This window comes from Tardiphaga sp. OK245, from assembly GCF_900108575.1.
GTDB classification, from domain to species: Bacteria; Pseudomonadota; Alphaproteobacteria; order Rhizobiales; family Xanthobacteraceae; genus Tardiphaga; species Tardiphaga robiniae.
This window is the reverse complement of sequence record NZ_FNWZ01000002.1, coordinates 1,211,532-1,228,918: the sequence shown is the minus strand read 5'-3', so window position 1 is coordinate 1,228,918 and position 17,387 is coordinate 1,211,532. Positions and strand designations below refer to the sequence as shown.

General features: G+C 57.7%; 14 protein-coding genes and 1 pseudogene. 9 read left to right on the top strand and 6 right to left on the bottom strand.

Annotation, left to right across the window (positions count from 1 at the left end):
- Positions 1-20: 20 nt before the first annotated feature.
- Positions 21-788 (top strand): glucose 1-dehydrogenase, encoded by a 768-nt coding sequence (locus tag BLW80_RS12420; RefSeq protein ID WP_093758119.1) that lies wholly within the window; start codon positions 21-23, stop codon positions 786-788.
- A gap of 113 nt (positions 789-901) precedes the next feature.
- A complete protein-coding gene (locus tag BLW80_RS12415) occupies positions 902-1,471 on the top strand; it encodes a MarR family winged helix-turn-helix transcriptional regulator (protein ID WP_093758118.1) in 570 nt (189 codons plus the stop codon).
- 25 nt (positions 1,472-1,496) lie between these two features.
- Here BLW80_RS12415 and BLW80_RS12410 read toward each other — a convergent pair whose 3' ends face one another.
- Positions 1,497-2,696: an ABC transporter substrate-binding protein gene (locus tag BLW80_RS12410; protein WP_093758117.1), complete on the bottom strand. Its 1,200-nt coding sequence runs from the start codon at positions 2,694-2,696 to the stop codon at positions 1,497-1,499.
- A gap of 215 nt (positions 2,697-2,911) precedes the next feature.
- On the opposite strand from BLW80_RS12410, the gene BLW80_RS12405 reads away from it, so the two are divergent.
- The 5 genes and pseudogenes from BLW80_RS12405 to BLW80_RS12385 form a co-directional block, all read left to right on the top strand.
- A complete protein-coding gene (locus tag BLW80_RS12405; protein WP_093758116.1) occupies positions 2,912-3,700 on the top strand; it encodes an enoyl-CoA hydratase/isomerase family protein in 789 nt (262 codons plus the stop codon).
- 37 nt (positions 3,701-3,737) lie between these two features.
- Complete coding sequence (locus tag BLW80_RS12400) at positions 3,738-4,904, top strand: acyl-CoA dehydrogenase family protein (protein ID WP_093758115.1); 1,167 nt, start codon at positions 3,738-3,740, stop codon at positions 4,902-4,904.
- A 72-nt stretch (positions 4,905-4,976) separates the two neighbouring features.
- Positions 4,977-5,786 carry an enoyl-CoA hydratase/isomerase family protein gene (locus BLW80_RS12395; RefSeq protein ID WP_093758114.1) on the top strand — a complete coding sequence of 270 codons (810 nt, stop codon included), beginning with the start codon at positions 4,977-4,979 and terminating at the stop codon, positions 5,784-5,786.
- 107 nt (positions 5,787-5,893) lie between these two features.
- Positions 5,894-6,712 carry a 3-methyl-2-oxobutanoate hydroxymethyltransferase gene (panB, locus tag BLW80_RS12390; protein ID WP_093758113.1) on the top strand — a complete coding sequence of 273 codons (819 nt, stop codon included), beginning with the start codon at positions 5,894-5,896 and terminating at the stop codon, positions 6,710-6,712.
- A 684-nt stretch (positions 6,713-7,396) separates the two neighbouring features.
- A pseudogene (locus BLW80_RS12385) lies at positions 7,397-7,903 on the top strand (efflux RND transporter permease subunit); the annotation flags it as partial.
- 75 nt (positions 7,904-7,978) lie between these two features.
- Here the strand turns inward: BLW80_RS12385 and BLW80_RS12380 are convergent.
- The 5 genes from BLW80_RS12380 to BLW80_RS12360 form a co-directional block, all read right to left on the bottom strand.
- Positions 7,979-9,223 (bottom strand): c-type cytochrome, encoded by a 1,245-nt coding sequence (locus BLW80_RS12380; RefSeq protein WP_093758112.1) that lies wholly within the window; start codon positions 9,221-9,223, stop codon positions 7,979-7,981.
- Positions 9,220-10,986 carry a GMC family oxidoreductase gene (locus BLW80_RS12375; protein ID WP_093758111.1) on the bottom strand — a complete coding sequence of 589 codons (1,767 nt, stop codon included), beginning with the start codon at positions 10,984-10,986 and terminating at the stop codon, positions 9,220-9,222. The genes BLW80_RS12380 and BLW80_RS12375 overlap by 4 nt, the downstream gene beginning before the upstream one ends.
- A 4-nt stretch (positions 10,987-10,990) precedes the next feature.
- Positions 10,991-11,680, bottom strand: a complete 690-nt coding sequence (locus BLW80_RS12370; RefSeq protein WP_244528124.1) for a gluconate 2-dehydrogenase subunit 3 family protein — start codon at positions 11,678-11,680, stop codon at positions 10,991-10,993.
- A gap of 326 nt (positions 11,681-12,006) precedes the next feature.
- The gene (locus BLW80_RS12365; RefSeq protein ID WP_093758109.1) at positions 12,007-12,396 is read right to left on the bottom strand and encodes a c-type cytochrome; all 390 of its coding nucleotides are present in this window, start codon (positions 12,394-12,396) and stop codon (positions 12,007-12,009) included.
- 102 nt (positions 12,397-12,498) lie between these two features.
- Positions 12,499-14,664: a pyrroloquinoline quinone-dependent dehydrogenase gene (locus tag BLW80_RS12360; protein WP_199488724.1), complete on the bottom strand. Its 2,166-nt coding sequence runs from the start codon at positions 14,662-14,664 to the stop codon at positions 12,499-12,501.
- 954 nt (positions 14,665-15,618) lie between these two features.
- Between BLW80_RS12360 and BLW80_RS12355 the strand changes: the two genes are divergently transcribed.
- Both BLW80_RS12355 and BLW80_RS12350 read left to right on the top strand, forming a co-directional pair.
- Positions 15,619-16,719, top strand: coding sequence for an LLM class flavin-dependent oxidoreductase (locus BLW80_RS12355; protein ID WP_093758108.1), 1,101 nt, complete (start codon positions 15,619-15,621; stop codon positions 16,717-16,719).
- Between the two features lie 88 nt (positions 16,720-16,807).
- Positions 16,808-17,362: a flavin reductase family protein gene (locus BLW80_RS12350; RefSeq protein ID WP_093758107.1), complete on the top strand. Its 555-nt coding sequence runs from the start codon at positions 16,808-16,810 to the stop codon at positions 17,360-17,362.
- Positions 17,363-17,387 lie beyond the last annotated feature (25 nt).

The window sequence follows — 17,387 nt, the reverse complement described above, 5'->3', positions numbered from 1 at the left end:
AAAAATGCCGGAGTGAATCTATGAGAGGTTTGGAGAACCGTGTCGCCGTCGTTACAGGGGCAGCCGGAGGTATTGGCAAGGAGATCTGCCGTCGCTTCCTTCAGGAAGGTATCCGCATCATCGCATTGGACGTGAATGCCGAAGCGTTGAAAGAACTGACTGCCGATCTCGACGCGACCGCCGACACCCTGCTCGGCACCCCCGTCGACATCACCGACTATGCCGGCGTCAAGGATGCGGTTGATCGGGCGGTAGCGAAATTCGGCAAGATCGACATCCTCGTCAACAATGCCGGTTGGGACATAGCGGCACCGTTTCTGAAAACCGAGCCGGATCTCTGGGACAAGATCATCGCTATCAATCTCAAAGGACCCCTCAACCTGCACAAGGCGGTACTGCCGCATCTGATCGCTGCGGGCGGCGGCAAGGTCGTCAATGTGGCGTCCGATGCCGGCCGGGTCGGCTCATCTGGCGAGTCCGTTTATTCGGCCTGCAAGGGCGGCCTAATTGCCTTCTCCAAGACGATCGCGCGAGAGTGCGCGCGCGATAACGTCCGCGTCAACGTGGTGTGCCCGGGGCCGACCGACACCGCCCTGCTCCGCTCCTTTGTTGGCGAAGGCGAATACGGCCAGAAGATCTACGAAGGCCTCAAACGGGCCATTCCGCTGAAGCGACTCGGCCAGCCCGACGATATTCCAGGGCTCGTAGCCTTCCTCTCCAGCGACGATGCGAACTTTATCACGGGGCAGGTCATCAGCGTATCCGGCGGGCTGACGATGAGCGGCTAAGCGGTGCATCTGCGCTGCTTTCAAGGGAATTATGGCCTAGCTGATGTTGCGTCGCGGCGTAAGTCATGCTCAATCGGGGATAGATTTCGCATTAACTGGGATTGGGCGGCCCGATGGCTTCGCTGAGAAACACCCCGAAGGCGGCAGCGGAGGCACATCATGGCGACGAGCCAGGTGCCCCGCTACTGGGCACGCCAGATCGGGTCGCAGACCATCTCAACAACCGGATCTTCTTTCGCTTGTTTCAGGTAGCCAACACGCTGCAGAAGCAAGCGGTGAAGGAATTGGGCGTGACCACGGTGCAATGGGCCGTGCTCGGCGCGTTGTCCGATCCACGGCCGACCTATGGCGTATCCGTGGGAACACTGGCCGACTTCCTTGTCGTCAGCCGCCAAAATCTGGACGGCGTGCTGAAGCGTCTTGAGCGTGACGGTCTGGTCGAAAAGGTAACTGTCGAGACCGACAAGCGTGCAAGGCTGGTGAAACTCACGCCCGAAGGTTTTGCGTTCTGGAAAGAACTTCGCGAGCGGATATTCCAGTTCTACGATCAGGCCGTCAGCAGTTTCAAGTTCGACAACCGCGTCGCCCTCGCGCATTACCTCAACGAGCTACAGAACTCGCTCACGGAAGTCAGCCTGGAGCAGCCGCGCAAAGAGCGGAAGAAGGGAAAGAAGCGCTCCTGAGCCATGTCAGGAGCGCCGGTTTCCATCATTTCTTGACCAGCGGACACTCGCTTTCGGCCAACGGCCGAAACGCCTCACTCGCCGGGATTGCGGCCAGCAGTTTGTAATAATCCCAAGGCCCTTTGGATTCTTCCGGTTTCTTCACCTCGAACAGATACATATCGTGGAGCACGCGTCCGTCCTCGCGGATGCTGCCTTTTCCAAACACGATATCGTCGGTCGGCGTCTTCTTCATTTCCGCCAGAACCGGCGTCGTCGATTTGTTCCCGACTGCAGCAACCGCCTTCAGATAATGCAACGTTGCGGAATAGGCGCCGGCGTGGATTTGTGAGGGGACACGGCCCGGCGCCTTTTCGGCAAACCTCTTGGCGAATTGGCGAGTACCCTCATTGAGATCCCAATAATAGGCTTCGGTCAGGACGAGGCCATGGGCGATCCTCAAGCCGAGGCTGTGCACATCGGTGATGAAGGCCAACAGAGCGGCCAGCTTCGTGCCATCGGCGGTGATACCGAATTCGCTTGCTTGTTTGACAGCATTGATCATGTCCGATCCGGCATTGGCGAGCCCGATCACCTGCGTCTTCGCGGACTGAGCTTGAAGCAGGAAAGACGAGAAATCGCTGCTGTTCAGCGGGTGTTTTACGCTTCCGGCCACCCTGCCGCCATTGGCGCGGACGATCGAGCTGGTGTCGCGCTCCAGAGCATGGCCGAACGCATAGTCGGCCGTGAGAAAGAACCAGCTCTTGCCGCCTGCCTTGACCAGGGCACCACCGGTGCCATGGCTCAGTGCATAGGTGTCGTAGACCCAGTGCAGGGTGTTTGGAGAGCAGGCCTTGCCGCTAAGATCCGATGTCGCGGGGCCGCTACCCAGAAAGATCTTGTTCTTCTCGCGGACGATCTGACTGACCGCCAGCGCTACGCCGGAATTGGCTATATCCACGATCGCATCAACGCCTTCCTGATCGAGCCATTTTCTCGCGATGGCCGCACCAAGATCCGCCTTGTTCTGATGATCCGCGGAGATCACCTCGACATTGATGTCTTTGTTCTGGGCCTTGAACTCCTCAATCGCCAGACGCGTACCGATGACCGAGCCCTCACCGGACAGATCCGAATAAGGGCCGCTCAGATCGCTCAGGACACCGATCCTTACGGACGTCTGGGAATGGGCTTGTGTTCCAAATAACAATGCGGTGCCGACGACCGCACCTAATAATGTCTTCATTGCTTCCCCTCCGGAATTATTTTATAACAACATATTGTTATATTATGACTCAAGAATGATCTAGCGCAAGGAGCGCGAGTCGCGAAAGAATCGATTCCGCGGCGCAATATTGACATTTTGAGGCACCAAGGGTTGAGATTGGCGGCGACGGCGTTTACCTCAATCCGACACTAGGCAAATATCTTGGTATAAAAGATGATTGAGAGGATGCGCCCGTGAGTGACGCTCTGGTAATTTTGCAGAACGATGGCGCCGTCGCGCGTATCACCTTTAACCGACCCGATGTTCTGAACGCGCTGAATACCGAGATGGCCGATGGACTGCTCGACATATGCAAGACTGTCGCCGCCGACCCGAACAATCGAGCCGTGGTCGTCTCCGGCAATGGGCGCGCATTTATGGCGGGTGGAGATGTCGCGGAATTCGCTGGCGATCTGCGGACGCGCACGCAGCGCATCGGCAGCCTGATCGACAAGCTGCACCTTGCCATTGAGATCTTGACCGAGCTGCCGCGCCCCGTCATCGCCTGCGTACATGGGGCCCTTGCCGGGGCCGGCATGAGCATTGCCCTCGCCGCCGATCTCGCTGTTGCTGCCGACGATACCGTTTTCAATCTGGCCTATGCCAAGCTCGGCGCCAGCCCCGACGGTTCATCCTCCTGGTCGCTGCCGCGCGTCGTAGGCGTGCGAAAGGCGATGGAGATCGCGATACTCTCTGAAAATATTCGGGCTAACGAGGCACTTCGTCTCGGCCTCGTCAATCGCGTGGTGGCCGCTGGTGACCTAGAGACCGAGGTCACTCTGCTCGCTCGCCGGCTAGCAGAGGGGCCGACCTTCGCCTTCGGCAAAATCAAGAAACTGATGCGGACGTCGCAGGAGCGAACGCTCCATGATCAGCTCTTGGCGGAGCGCAACAGCTTCCTTGCATGCAACGAGACACGCGATTTCGAAACGGGCGTTACTGCGTTCCTCAAAAAGCAAAAGACCGCCTTCAAAGGCGAATAGCTCTAGCCATCACGTCGTATCGAGATTTGGATTTACCATGAAGTCATTCGAGCACTTCGAACGGTCGCGCAACTGGTCACCTGAAGAAGCGCTCGTTCTCGATCAGGTAGCGCGCATCGCTGCCGACGCATTCGCGGTACGAGCGGCCGGATATGACGAGCGCAGCGCGTTTCCGTGGGAAAATATCACGGATCTGCGGGAACTCGGCCTCGCTGGAATTTATGTTCCCGAACAGTATAGCGGTTCGCCGATCAGCTATCGCTGCTACCTGGAAACTGTCCGCATCATTTCGGCCGCCTGTGCTGCCACGGGCATCATCTTTGGGACATGTGCGGCAGCTGCCAAGCCGATTATCGAATTCGGCGACGACGAGCAGAAGCGACGGTTCCTACCGCGCTTTGCCGAGGGCATTCTGGGCGCTCTGGCCATAACCGAACCGCATGCAGGCTCCGACGCAGGAAACATCAGGACGAAATTCAAGCCGGACGGGGACGATATCGTGATCGACGGCCAGAAGATTTTCATCACGACGGGCGACGTCGCCGATGTAGTTTTGCTTTTCGGCAAATGGAGTGAGATCGAGGATTCGCCTAAAGCCGTGAGCGCCGTGCTGGTGGAGAAAGGCACGCCGGGTTTCGAGACGCTGCGCCTGGAGAAAAAGATGGGCACCCATGCGTCATCCACGGCAACGCTGGCATTTTCGGGATGTCGGGTGCCGCGCGGAAATCTGCTGGGTGCCCCCGGTGACGGCATGAAGGTGATGCTATCGACGCTGAACAAGTCGCGCCCGAGCGTGGCTGCGCAGGCGCTCGGCATTGCGTCTGCTGCTTTCGACGACATGATCAAATATGCAAATGAGCGCGTGCAGGGCGGACGCGCCGTCGCCCAGCATCAGGCCAATGCGTTTCTTATGGCCGATCTTGCGACCGAACTGCTTTCGGTGCGTTTGCTCATGGACCATGTGGGACGCCTTGTCGATGACGGCGTCAAGGACATCAGCGTAGAGGCCTCCATGGTGAAAGTGAAAGCGAGCGATCTCGCGATGCGGATGACGACCGAAGCCGTGCAGTTGTTCGGCGGCCATGGCTACACCCGCGAGTACCGGGTGGAGCGACTAATGCGCGAGGCCAAGGTCACTCAGATATGGGAAGGCACCAATCAGATTCAGCGTCAGGTCATTGGACGGGATCTGATCACGCGCTGACCATCCGACCCACCGCTTGCGGGGCGACGCAGGTAGAGACGATCGACAAACAACCGAAGGAAGGATCCGTTCATGGATTATAGCGATTTTCAGTTCCTAAAATTTGATCACAAGCCGAATGGCGTGTTGCTGTTGACACTGAATCGGCCTGACGCAATGAATGCGACCAACGGGCGTATGCATTGGGAGCTGACTAAAATTTGGGACGTAGTGAACCATGATCCGGCAGTGCGGGTGATCGTGGTGACCGGAGCGGGAGATCGCGCGTTTTCCGCTGGCGGCGATCTGTCCTGGATCAGCGAAACGGTCGGCAATGCCGACAAGGTTGCCGACACTCTGAAAGAAGCCGGCGATGTCGTCTTCAATATGCTTGCCTGCGAAAAGCCCATCATCTCGGCGATCAATGGCGTCGCCGTGGGCGCCGGCCTTGCTGTGGCGCTGATGGCCGACATTTCCATCATGGCCGAAGAAGCGAAGATCACCGACGGACATGTGAAGATCGGCGTCTCGGCCGGCGATCACGCCGTCATCTTGTGGCCACTTCTCTGCGGAATGGCCAAAGCGAAATATTATCTGATGACCGCCGACTTCGTCGATGGCAAGGAAGCCGAGCGGATCGGCCTCGTCAGCCTTTGCGTGCCCCGCACGCAACTGCTCGACAAAGCAATGGCGACGGCCAACAAACTGGCGAATGGAAGCCAGCCTGCCATCCGATATACGAAGCGCTCCCTGAACAACTGGATGCGCATGGCGCAACCAGCGTTCGATGCATCCCTAGCGCTGGAGATGCTGTGTTTCCTTGGTGACGACGCGAAGGAAGGTGTTGCCGCAGCACGGGAAAAACGAGAGGCAAGGTTTCCGTCTGCCCATCCGAGCAAATGATCACATTTGTATAGTCGCACGCGCTGACCTGCGGACTTTTCCCACATGGTCAGCCTCGCTCCCGCATACAAAACGGGTGCAATGGAAATTTGTGTCATGGGTCTGCAATGAGTTTCCACCAATCATCCGATCGGATAACCGTTCCGCACATTCGAGCTCGCAAGGGAGCGAAACCGATCGTGGCGTTGACTGCGTATAGTGCCTTGACTGCACGTTTGGTCGATCCGCACGTCGATATCATTTTGGTTGGCGACAGCTTGGCTATGGTCGAGCACGGATTGACTTCGACACTTGGCGCAGGTCTGGATTTGATGGTTCTGCATGGAAGGAGCGTAATGCGCGCTGCGCACCATGCCTTGGTAGTCGTGGATATGCCGTTCGGCTCATATGAGAGAAGTCCTCAGGTGGCGTTTGACAATGCCGCCCGGGTAATGAGCGAGACGAGTTGCTCCGCCGTCAAGCTAGAGGGAGGTTGCGCGATGGCCGAAACGATTGCGTTCCTTACTAAGCGTGGAATTCCCGTCATGGCCCATGTCGGCCTCACCCCCCAGTCAGTTATGACGCTCGGTGGCTTCAAGGTTCAGGGGCGCGATCGCGACGACTGGTCTCGCATCGAAGCAGACGCGGTCGGCGTTGCCGAGGCTGGCGCGTTCGCTGTTGTTTTAGAGGGAACGGTCGAACCTCTGGCGGCGCAGATCACTCGTAGACTAGTGGTACCCACTATTGGGATTGGCGCATCTGCTGAATGCGACGGCCAAGTTTTAGTTCTAGAGGATATGCTTGGGCTAACCGAGCGTGCGCCGCGTTTTGCCCGCCGCTTCGATCATCTTGGCCTCGCTGCCGACAAGGCAATCGCATCTTACGCCGAGGCGGTTCGAAATCGCAGTTTTCCTGGAGCCGACGAGACCTATCAATTCAAAAGTTGATTGCGACGAAAGCAGCGGCCGACTCGATCGGTCGTCCTAATCCGCTCGCATACCGGCTTAGTATGCGATATTCCCGATGGGGGGTCCTCCCTGACTCGCCCCGCAAGCTTTTGCTTGTGGGGCCTTTTTCCGGTCAACGTAAACCAGGCTTTTGGCCTCGCGCTGCGTATTCCGGGAGGCGCAGTACAGCATGACGTGTCGTGCGCTTCGAGCAACACGTGATGACAGCGAATTTGCTCTTGTTGGCGAGCGGCGCTGAAGCCGCGTCGGCGCCGACAAACGTGCGGGTCCGGTGCACGACACCGTTCAATATGCGTTGGGCGCGCCGCGATACTAAGGATCAGGCAGGGGCTTCGTGGGCACGTCGTCAGCTACACCATTGACGGGCCCGGTTTCCGCGAGCGTGTCGTCGCCGGCGTGTCGCGCCGCGCCGATATGCTCAACGACAGCGCCGAGATCGCCATGACACCGAAAGCGTAGTCGGGCGCGTTGACCGAACTAACAGTGTTCGAGATATCATCTGCACAACGATCCTAGCGGGGTCGATTGCAAACGGGAGCGCTGCAGAACAAATGTCAGAGACCTCTTGATCCGGCAGCGAACGGGCTAAGAACGGCGGACGAAGTTATCGCACCCTAGAGGCCTTCATTCTTGTCTTCTTTCCGCTAGCACAGGGGTGCGCCGATGCGCCTGAACATTTCCGCTTGGGCGATTCGCAAACCGATCGCGCCACTCGTCCTCTTCCTCGTGTTGATGGTGCTAGGTCTCGCGAGCTTTCGAGGACTAGCTGTCACGCGTATGCCGAACGTTGATCTACCGATCGTATCGGTGACAATCACCCAGTCAGGCACCGCACCATCTGAACTGCAAACTCAGGTGACTAAGTGGGTGGAAGATTCGATTGCTGGCGTCCGCGGCGTCAAACACGTCACATCCACAATCACTGAAGGATCTTCGGTCACTACCATCGAATTTCGCTTGGAGGTAAATGCGGACCGTGCCGTCAACGACGTAAAGGATGCGATATCTAGAATCCGTATCAATCTCCCGCGCACCATAGATGAACCTGTAATCAGTCGTGTCGAGATCAGGGGACTGCCGATATTGGTGTACGCTGTGAAAGCTCCCGCGATGACCCCAGCTGAACTGTCATGGTTCGTCGAGGACAACATTGCCCGCAGTCTGCAGGGGGGTGAATGGCGTGGGTAGCTGACCACAAGCTACCTTCCGTCCGTCGTGCACGCTCATACAGCTGCCGGCCCCATACTAGGGGGCTAGAGTCTTCCGCAAAGCCGCGACGTCCTTCGTCTCGACGGCCAGGGCAGCATTACCCCAACTGTTGCGCACATAAGTCAGAACAGCAGCGATCTCTTGATCGCCAAGATTCCAGGCAAAGGACGGCATGGCCGGAGCTGTCGGGGCGGTCTCGGTAGCACCCGCCCTATTTCCTGCCAGCACAACGCGAATGAGCGAGGTCGGATCATCCCCGTTGACGAGCGGTGTCTGTGCGAGGCGCGGAAACAGCTTCGGCACTCCGGCCCCGCTCGACAGATGGCAGCCCATACAGCGATCGGCGAAAATCGCCTGTCCCGCCACCATGCGCTTGTCCGCCGCCGGAATCGGCTGCGGTACCCTGGCCTCTCCGTTGCGCCCCTCCTTGAGATAGAGCGCGACCGCCTTCAGATCGGCATCGGTCCAGTGCTGGGAGGATTTCTCGACCATTTCCGCCATCGGCCCCGACGCGATGTCGAAGCGGTTCGCGCCGGTTTTGAGATAAGCAACGATATCGTCAGTGCTCCAGGCTCCGATGCCCTTCTGCGGATCGGCGGTGATGTTGGGCGCAAACCAGCCCTGGAGCGTCGCGCCCTCGAGGAACTGGTTGTTCTTATCGCCGCCGATCAGGTTCTTGGGCGTGTGGCAGGTGCCGCAATGGCCGAGCCCCTCGACAATATAGGCGCCCCTGTTCCACTCCGGCGATTTCTTCGGATCGGGCTTGAACGCGCCCGCGGAAAAATTGATCAGGTTCCAACCGATCAAACTGGCGCGGATATTGAATGGAAACGGCAGTTGATTCGGCTCGACCTTGTTCTTCGCGGGCTCGATGGTCTGCAGATAGGCCCAGATCGCGGCGTTATCCTCCTTCGTCACCTTGGTGAAGGTGGTGAAGGGCATGGCACCGTAGAGATGGTAACCGCCCTTGCCGATCCCTTCCGACATCACCCGCTGGAAATCACCCAGTGTCATCGTGCCGATACCGGTCTCTGGGTCTGGCGTAATGTTGGGTGCGACCAGATTGCCGAACGGCGTCTTGAGAACGACGCCGCCTGCAAAGGCCGGCAGGCCTGGTGCGGTATGACACGCGCCGCAATCTCCCAATGTCGCGAGATAGCGGCCGCGCTCAACCAGGGAGAACGAGGCATCGCCGGTGTCCTGGGCACTGGCCGACATGCCCGAGACCAGAAGGATTGCGGCTGCAACTCCGCCGAGACGGCTGGAAAGGTACGTCCTCATGCACTCACCAACGGGCCGGGATTCTTGAGATAGAGCCTGCGGATCGCGTCCGCCGCCTTGAAGGCGAGCGCGCCCACGGTCCCGGTCGGGTTATAGCCGGGGTTCTGCGGGAAGGCCGAGGCGCCGACGACGAAGAGGTTCGGCACATCCCAGCTTTGCAGATATTTGTTGACCGCACTGGTCTTCGGATCCGCTCCCATGACGAAGCCGCCAACCACATGCGAGGACTGGTAGGGTCCGGTATTCCAATGGCCGGTCATCGGCTTGGCTACGATCTCACGCGGATTCATCGCCCGTGCGATCTCGGCGACCTTGCCAGTACAGTACTGCGACATCTTCAGATCATTCTGCGAGAAGTCGAAGGTGATGCGCAACAACGGGCGGCCAAGGCGGTCCGTATAAGTCGGATCGAGCGAGAGATAGTTGGTGCGCGTCGTGTAGCTCGACGCCTCGCAGCCGATCGACATGGCGCTGAGATAGTTCTTGACCGTCTGGCGCTTCCATTCTGAGCCCCATGCCGGCGTCCCCGGCGGCGTCGGCCGGTAGCCAATCGGCGCCGCGCCGATCGGCGTCACCCTGATGCTGCCGCCACCGAAGAAGCCGAGACCGGAATGGTCGAAATTGTCGTTGTTGAACTCGTCGATCCCCATACCGAGCGCGCCGGCGCCGATGAAGGGATTGAAATTCTTGTCGTCGAAGAAAAGCTGCACGCTGTTGGCGGTCTGATAAGCGTAGTTGCGCCCCGTCGTCCCCACATTAGTCGCAGGATCATAAGGCACACCAACGCCCGACAGCAGCATCAGTCGCACGTTCTCGAAGGTGAAAGCCGTGACGATGACGAGATCGGCCGGTTGCTCCCATTCCTTGCCTGAGGTGTCGATATAGACGATGCCCGTCGCACGTTTACCCGAAGGATCGAGCGTGACACGCAGAACCTCGGAATTCGTTTGCACCCGGAAGTTCGATTTGCGCACCAAAGCAGGCAGAACCGTGGTGATCGCGCTGGCCTTGGAATAGTTGGCGCAGCCGTAGTTGGTGCAGAAGCCGCAGAAGGTGCACGGCCCCATCGTGACCCCGAGCGAATTGGTATAGGGTTCCGAAATCAGCGCAGACGGAACGGGGAAAGGTTTGTAGCCGAGATTCCGCGCGGCCTCGGCGAACAGCGTCGGGCCGTAAGGCTGCCGCAGCGGGCGCGTCGGGTATTCTTCCGAGCGCGGCCCCTCGAACGGATTGCCGCCGTCCTGGATCTGACCTTTCAGATTACCCGCCTTGCCCGAGAGCCCGGCGATCCTGTCGAAAGCCGTGTAGTGCGGCTCCATCTCCGCCCAGTCGGTGCCCCAGTCCTGCAGTGCGAGCTCTTCCGGAATGGCGCTCGCGCCGTATTTCTCGGTGAGGTGCGAGCGCAGCCGGAAGTCCTCTGGCTGGAAGCGGAAGGTAATGCCGGCCCAGTGATTGCCCGCGCCGCCCGTGCCGTTGCCGGGGTGAAACGACCCCCAACTGCGCATCGGCAAGGCTGTTTGGGAAGGATTGTTACGCGCGGTGACCGCATTCTGCGCCGTCTGCAGCATCAACTCCTGACGCTGGTTGTACCGCAATTCGTCGGGCGCTGATGCGATGTTGAAGTCGCGAGCCGTATCGCGCCATGGCCCACGTTCGAAGGCGATGACATTGAGACCCTGATCGGTCAGTTCATTGGCGATGATCGAGCCGGCCCAGCCGAGTCCGACCACCACGACATCCGTCGATGGGAGCTTCGTGGCCATCGGTTCAATCCTTCACGCGCCATTCGGGACGCCCGGCGATGCTGAGCGGAGGCAAATCCAGCTTCTGATTATGCTTGTCTACATAGTCGCGGTAATCGTAACGCGCGCCCGGAAAGCCGAGCATCTTCCACGACACCATGTCCTTGTTGCCGCCATAGATCGGGTCGGCGAAGAACCCCTCCATGGTGTTCTGCAGCAGGATCTGGAAGAACAGCTTCGCATCGATGGCATTCAGCGTGATCTGGCTCTTCTCCAGCCCAGACAAGACCTGATCGCGTTGTTCGCCGGGGAGATCGGCGAACGCCTTCTGGTAGGTTGAACGACAATGGGCGTCGAGGCTGGCGAGACCCAGCCGATAGCGCTGACGTGGATCGAGCGGAGACTGGTCTCCCTGCTCCGGCGTTCCCGGTTGAAAAGGACCTTTCATATAGAGACGTTCGGACGAGCCGTACGAACCAGCAAGTTGCCGGTCGATGAACTCGACGCATCCCGCATCCTTGCCGCTGGGACTGAGATCATCGGCAGGGATCAAGCGTTCAACGATGGCACCGACCGTTCGCACCTCGTCGGGTGTCAGAAAGTACCAAGTGCCAAGGCCCAGAGTTTGCGGAGGACTTGCATCGAACGGCTTCCAGGGCGCGCTCCCTGCCACTGTTGCGGAAACGGCTTTCCCCGCCGAGCCGAGCAGCAGCACAACGGCTGTTGATGACAAGAACTGTCGACGGCTGGGTTGCGGAGTGCTCATAGGCGAGATTCCTCAATTGCTCACAGGCATGTCAAAAACGCTCACATGCTTGTTAGAAACGCTCACAGGCTTGTCAAAAGGAATGCAAATTCCGAATTCTCCGGTGTTCGGGAGATCACGACACAATACCCATGACGACAGATGAGGCTCTAGCTGGCCTGAACTATCACTGCAAGCAGTTGAGATGTGTTCTACCCGCACCAGCACAATCGCGCGAACACGAATTCGTGCATTCGTGCTTCTCGGCGTTCGCAATAGTTCGATCGCCGTATTCCTTATTTGTCAGACTGATGCGGTGCAAGTGATTGACCGGTCGTCTGCTTACCAAGGAAAACAATGTAAGCAACCAAATCCCAAATTTCATCACGCGTGAATACGTCGCCCCATGGCGGCATCGGAGTCGCGCCACGACCTCCTTCGGCAATAGTCGTGAACGCAGAGTCCGGATCGAGGCCCTTGCGACCAATGAACAACGGCGGCTCGAGGCCGTGACAGAATGCCGCGCAAGTGGAGTCGAACGTCGACTTACCACGTGTAATCCGTGCAGCATCTGCTAAATCCGGCTCATTTTGCTGAGCGTTCATAGAGGGAGGCGGTACGCCACCGGCGAGCAGCGGATTGCACAGCATCAACCAAGCGAGAAGCGAGGCAAGTTGCCTTCTCATTTGAAATTTTCCGTTTAGCGGATCGCGTTGGAGTATAACCGACACAACGCCCCAAGATTGCAGCCGCTCAACGGCTGAACCTTGGGGCGCTTTTGCATTGATTTAGTCGATTTGCACGGCGACAAGCTGCGAGGGAAGACCTGCGCCGCCGATGGGCACGACCAAAAATCGTTTGCCGCCGGCGGCATAGGCCATGAGATTACCGAAGGCGGCACCAGGAAGTCGCAGTTCGCTGATCAACTCGCCCGTCTTAGCATCATGAGCGTAGAGGAACGGCTCCGACTCATCCGCGGTGGCTTGCGTAATCAGCGCGTTACCGCGCGACGATAGGCCGATGACGCTGTTGGTGCCTTCCGGGGCGATAAAGAGGACATTGTCGGTCAGCAGGATGTGACTCTGACGCGGCACACCAAGACGATCGAGTTTCAGCCCTCTAAGTGCGGGACTGTCGATCGGTCCTCGGCCTGCTGGAATGCGCCACAACTGCTTGCCGGTATCCATATTGTAAGCTGTTACAGTCGAGAAAGGTGGCTTAAAGAGCGGTAGTCCTTGAGGCCCACCAACGCCGGCCCATGTGCCCGTGTATTCATAAACGCCAGCAACTTCCTTCTTCAGTTTGATACCGAAGGGAATAGTGAACGAAGGTACGTATAGAATATTGGTCTTTGGATTATGTGCTGCTCCAACCCAGCTAACACCACCCAGCACGCCCGGGACCTGCAGCGTGCCTGACTTATCTTCACTCGGCGGCGTAAAAAGTGGGCCCGTATTATAACGTGAATAGATTTTCTTTGCTTGCTCCTTGAGTTCAGGCGTGAGGTCAATCAGATCATCTTCCGTGGAGCCCTGCTGGACGTAAGGCTGCGGCCAGGTCGGGAATGGTTGCGTTGGAGATGCTCGTTCGCTCGGTATCGTAGATTTCGGCACCGGACGTTCTTCGATCGGCCAAATCGGCTTTCCATTGGTACGATCGAACGCATACACGAACCCCTGTTTAGTGAGTTGCACCGCCGCCTTGATTATCTTGCCGTCTACGGTCAGATCCATCAAATTCGGCGCAGTCGTCAGATCGTAGTCCCATAGCCCATGATGTACGAACTGGAAATGCCAGGCTTTTTTGCCTGAGTTCGCATTCAAAGCCACAAGGGATTCGCCGTACAAGCCATCGCCCTTGCGCCAGCCACCAAAAAAATCATTGCTGGGCGTCGATAGCGGCAAGTAAACTAGTCCGAGTTCTTCGTCGCATGACGGCCGTGTCCACATGTTCATGCCGCCAGCGAATTCCCAAGAACCGTTCTCCCAAGTTTCATTTCCCGGTTCGTCGGGTTGCGGTGGAGCATGAAATATCCACGATTGCTTCCCAGTCTTGACATCGAAGCCGCGTACATCACCAGGCGGATGGTGCTTCATCGGCGAGCGACCGATCGCAAACGAGTCGAGGATCGCCAAAGGGGAAATTACCCTTCCCCCACAGACCATTGGCGCTGACGTCACCGCAACGAGCGAGCGATCGACCGGTCGACGCAGACCTTTGGTCAGATCGACGCGTCCGTGATCGCCCCAGCTCTCGATCGGCTTGCCAGTCCGGGCGTCCAGCGCGATGAGATAGGCATCCCCCGTGCCGAGGAAAATGCGCTTATCATCCCCCTCCTGCCAATAGCCGAGACCTCGACTGATGAAACCCAGATTAGGAGGTGTACCATCAACATAAGCCATCGGATCGTAGCTCCACAGCGTCTTTCCAGTGGCACCGTCGATGGCGGAAACGATGCTGAGCGGCGAAGTAGCGTAGAGTACACCATCGATCGCGATTGGGGTCGACTCGTTGACCCAAGTGCGCAACTCCGGGTTTTTCTCTGAGATCTGATTACCTGGCAGATCAATCCGCCAAGCCAGCTTAAACTTTTTGACAGAGCTGAGCGTCACGGAGTCTGCCGGCGTGTAGTTAGAAGCAGCCTTGTCGGCCATATACTCCGGCCAATCACCGAGCCTCGAGGCGCTGTTCGCCACAGTCGTCAAACCAAGGCACACAGATAAACCGAAGGCCGACAAGCTCAGCGGGCTGTTGACGCGTAGGAGAACGGCCCTCATTTTCGAGGTCAATGCAATTTCCTCCACGGCTTCTACTGCTCGGCGGAACGACGTTTCGATATCCAACGCGGGCTTCGGCACCCGCGTTTTGATAATCTGCGTTTCGATCGGTGCCGCACAGCGCTTTCGCACGGCGACCCTCGACTCATGAAGGCATGATTTTTTGAAAAAGTTCATAGGGTGTTTCTCCGGTTGTTCATATGTTTACGCCTGATTTCGACAGAACAGCGCCATGCATGCCTCAACCTTCGTTGGACTCGCCTTGCATCCACTCGCGGTGATAAAAATCGAAGCGCTAAAACTTCAACATGCGGATTCTGGGCCGTCGCAATCAGCTCATAGTTTCACGCCACAAACTTCCGCTACGTTTCTGGTATCATCGGATCCGTACTTCTTATGAGCACTTACCGACGCTTTGGCCTACCGCTAGGATCTTTGCGTCTGATCCCTCTGCGGACAAGAGCGAAAGGGCGTCGCTGGCGGATCGAGATCGCGCATAATCGAACGGGGCAGACTTCACGCTGCCTCCCCCCGAAATCAAAACCACGCACACAAGTTTTCTTTTGCACAGAGCGATACATCAAATCTCCTCCCTACATTTGGTGCGTCTTGATGCGCATTGAACATGGGTTAGCAAGCACCGTGCCAGTACTAGAATCCTTAGCGCCTTGGCAAAACGGCTGCCTTTCCGACGGGGCGTGCCCACACATCGTCAGAAAGAACGACAAATCGTCTCATCGTCGCGAGACACTGTCTTCCGTGAGACGATCGAGCGAAGCACGCCATCTCGTGACTTAAGCATCGAAGGACGTGTGCGTTCTCACTCGAAATCACAATACGGCGCCCGGCCGGTCTACGACCCTGAAGGGCTTTGAGACCGAGCCACTCTTGAACAGTCGTTCCAGAGCCAATTTGGCTTCAGGTGCTACCGTCTCACGAGTAAGACAATGTCGCGCGACGATGAGACGAATTGAATCTTCTTTCCAACATGCGTTCGCAAATACGCGTCAGAAAATGCAGACTTCTTGAAAGAAATTTTGACCAGATCGGCGTGGCACAACCCTTGCTCCCGGCTACAAGCGCAAGCGAACAAAACTGCGAAACGTAATCGCCAGCAAGGAAGGAAACAAAATGGAACTCGGATATTTCTCCATGCCTTCACACCCGCCAGAGTGCGGGTTGAAGGAAGGCCATGACTGGGACCTGCAGGTCCTACGTTGGCTCGATGAGCTCGACTATCAGGAAGCCTGGATTGGTGAACATCATACCGCGCCCTGGGAGCCTAATCCCGCACCTGACCTTTTGATCGCGCAGGCACTGCTGCAGACCAAGAAGCTTCGTATCGGACCCGGCGGTTTCCTGCTGCCCTATCACCACCCCGCCGAGCTCGCCAATCGCGTGGCGATGCTCGACCATCTCTCAGAAGGTCGGTTGAATTTCGGTGTAGCAGCTTCGGGGCTACCGAGCGATTGGGCGATGTTCAATGTCGATGGTATGTCCGGCCAGAACCGCGACATGACACGCGAGGCCTTGGAGATCATCCTTAAGCTGTGGACCGAGCCGGCGCCCTTTACGCACAAGGGCAAGTTCTGGACGGTGACGAAGCCGGACACGATGTTCGATTTCCTGAAACCCCACCTCAAGCCACTGCAGGCACCGCATCCGCCGATCGGCGTCGCGGGCCTATCGAAGAACTCGGACACGCTAAAACTAGCCGGTGAGCGTGGCTTCATCCCTATGAGCCTTAACCTCAATCCGGCTTATGTCAGTAGCCATTGGGACTCGGTTGAGGTCGGAGCAGCCAAAACAGGACGCAAACCAAGCCGCAGAGACTGGCGACTGGTGCGCGAAGTTTTCGTCGCGGATACCGACGAGGAGGCATGGAGGCTCTCGGCCGGCGATATGATGGGCAGGATGATGGGCGAATACTTCCTGCCCCTTCTCGGCCATTTCGGCTTCAAAGACTATTTGAAGCATACCCCCGAGGTTTCAGACAGCGACGTTACTGTCGACTATTGTGCTCGCCGGAACTGGATCGTCGGCTCGCCTTCAACCGTCGCTGAGAAGATCGAAACGATCTATCGTGATGTTGGGGGCTTTGGCGTACTTTGCGTGTTCGGCTTCGACTACAAGCACAAGCCCGATGCTTGGCGGCGTTCACTTGAACTGCTGCAGCGCGAGGTCATGCCGCGATTAAGACATCTCGGCGCAGAGTTGCCGAAAGCAGCTTGACCATCCTGTCCCGGGTGCGGCGAATCGCCCCGCACTCGGGATAGCTTGATTTGGTGCACGTGACCGAAAGCCAATAGGAGACTGAGGCATGACTATCGATGCTCAGAGATTCAAGCAAGCCATGCGTCAATGCACGGGCGCCGTCGCATTGGTGACGGTCGGCACCAAACCGGGGCAGCGTACCGGTCTTACGGTAACATCAGCCTGTTCACTGTCTGACGATCCGCCTTCCTTGCTTGTCTGCGTAAACCGTAACGCCAGCGCTCATGCACGTATTCGTGCCGAAGCAGGCTTTGCTGTAAACTTCCTAAGCGAGGATCACACATTACTTGCGCTAACATTTAGCGGCCAGAAGGGTCACAACGGCGACGATCGCTTCTCATTTGGGCAATGGATCGAGGGCACCACCGGCGCTCCGCTGCTGGATGACGCCGTTGTAGCGTTTGATTGCTTGCTGGCGCAGGAATTCGAAACGAAAACTCATTCGGTATTCGTAGGTAATGTCCAAGACGTACGGGTCTCGACCAAAGCTAGTCCTCTCGTATATTTGCGCAGTAGTTTCCAAGGCGTGCGCGATATCCAAGACCCGTTTTCACTCGGCGATCTGAATGCGCGACGATCAAGTTGGAGCAACTTCTCCTGATTGACGCCGTAATCGCGACGATCCT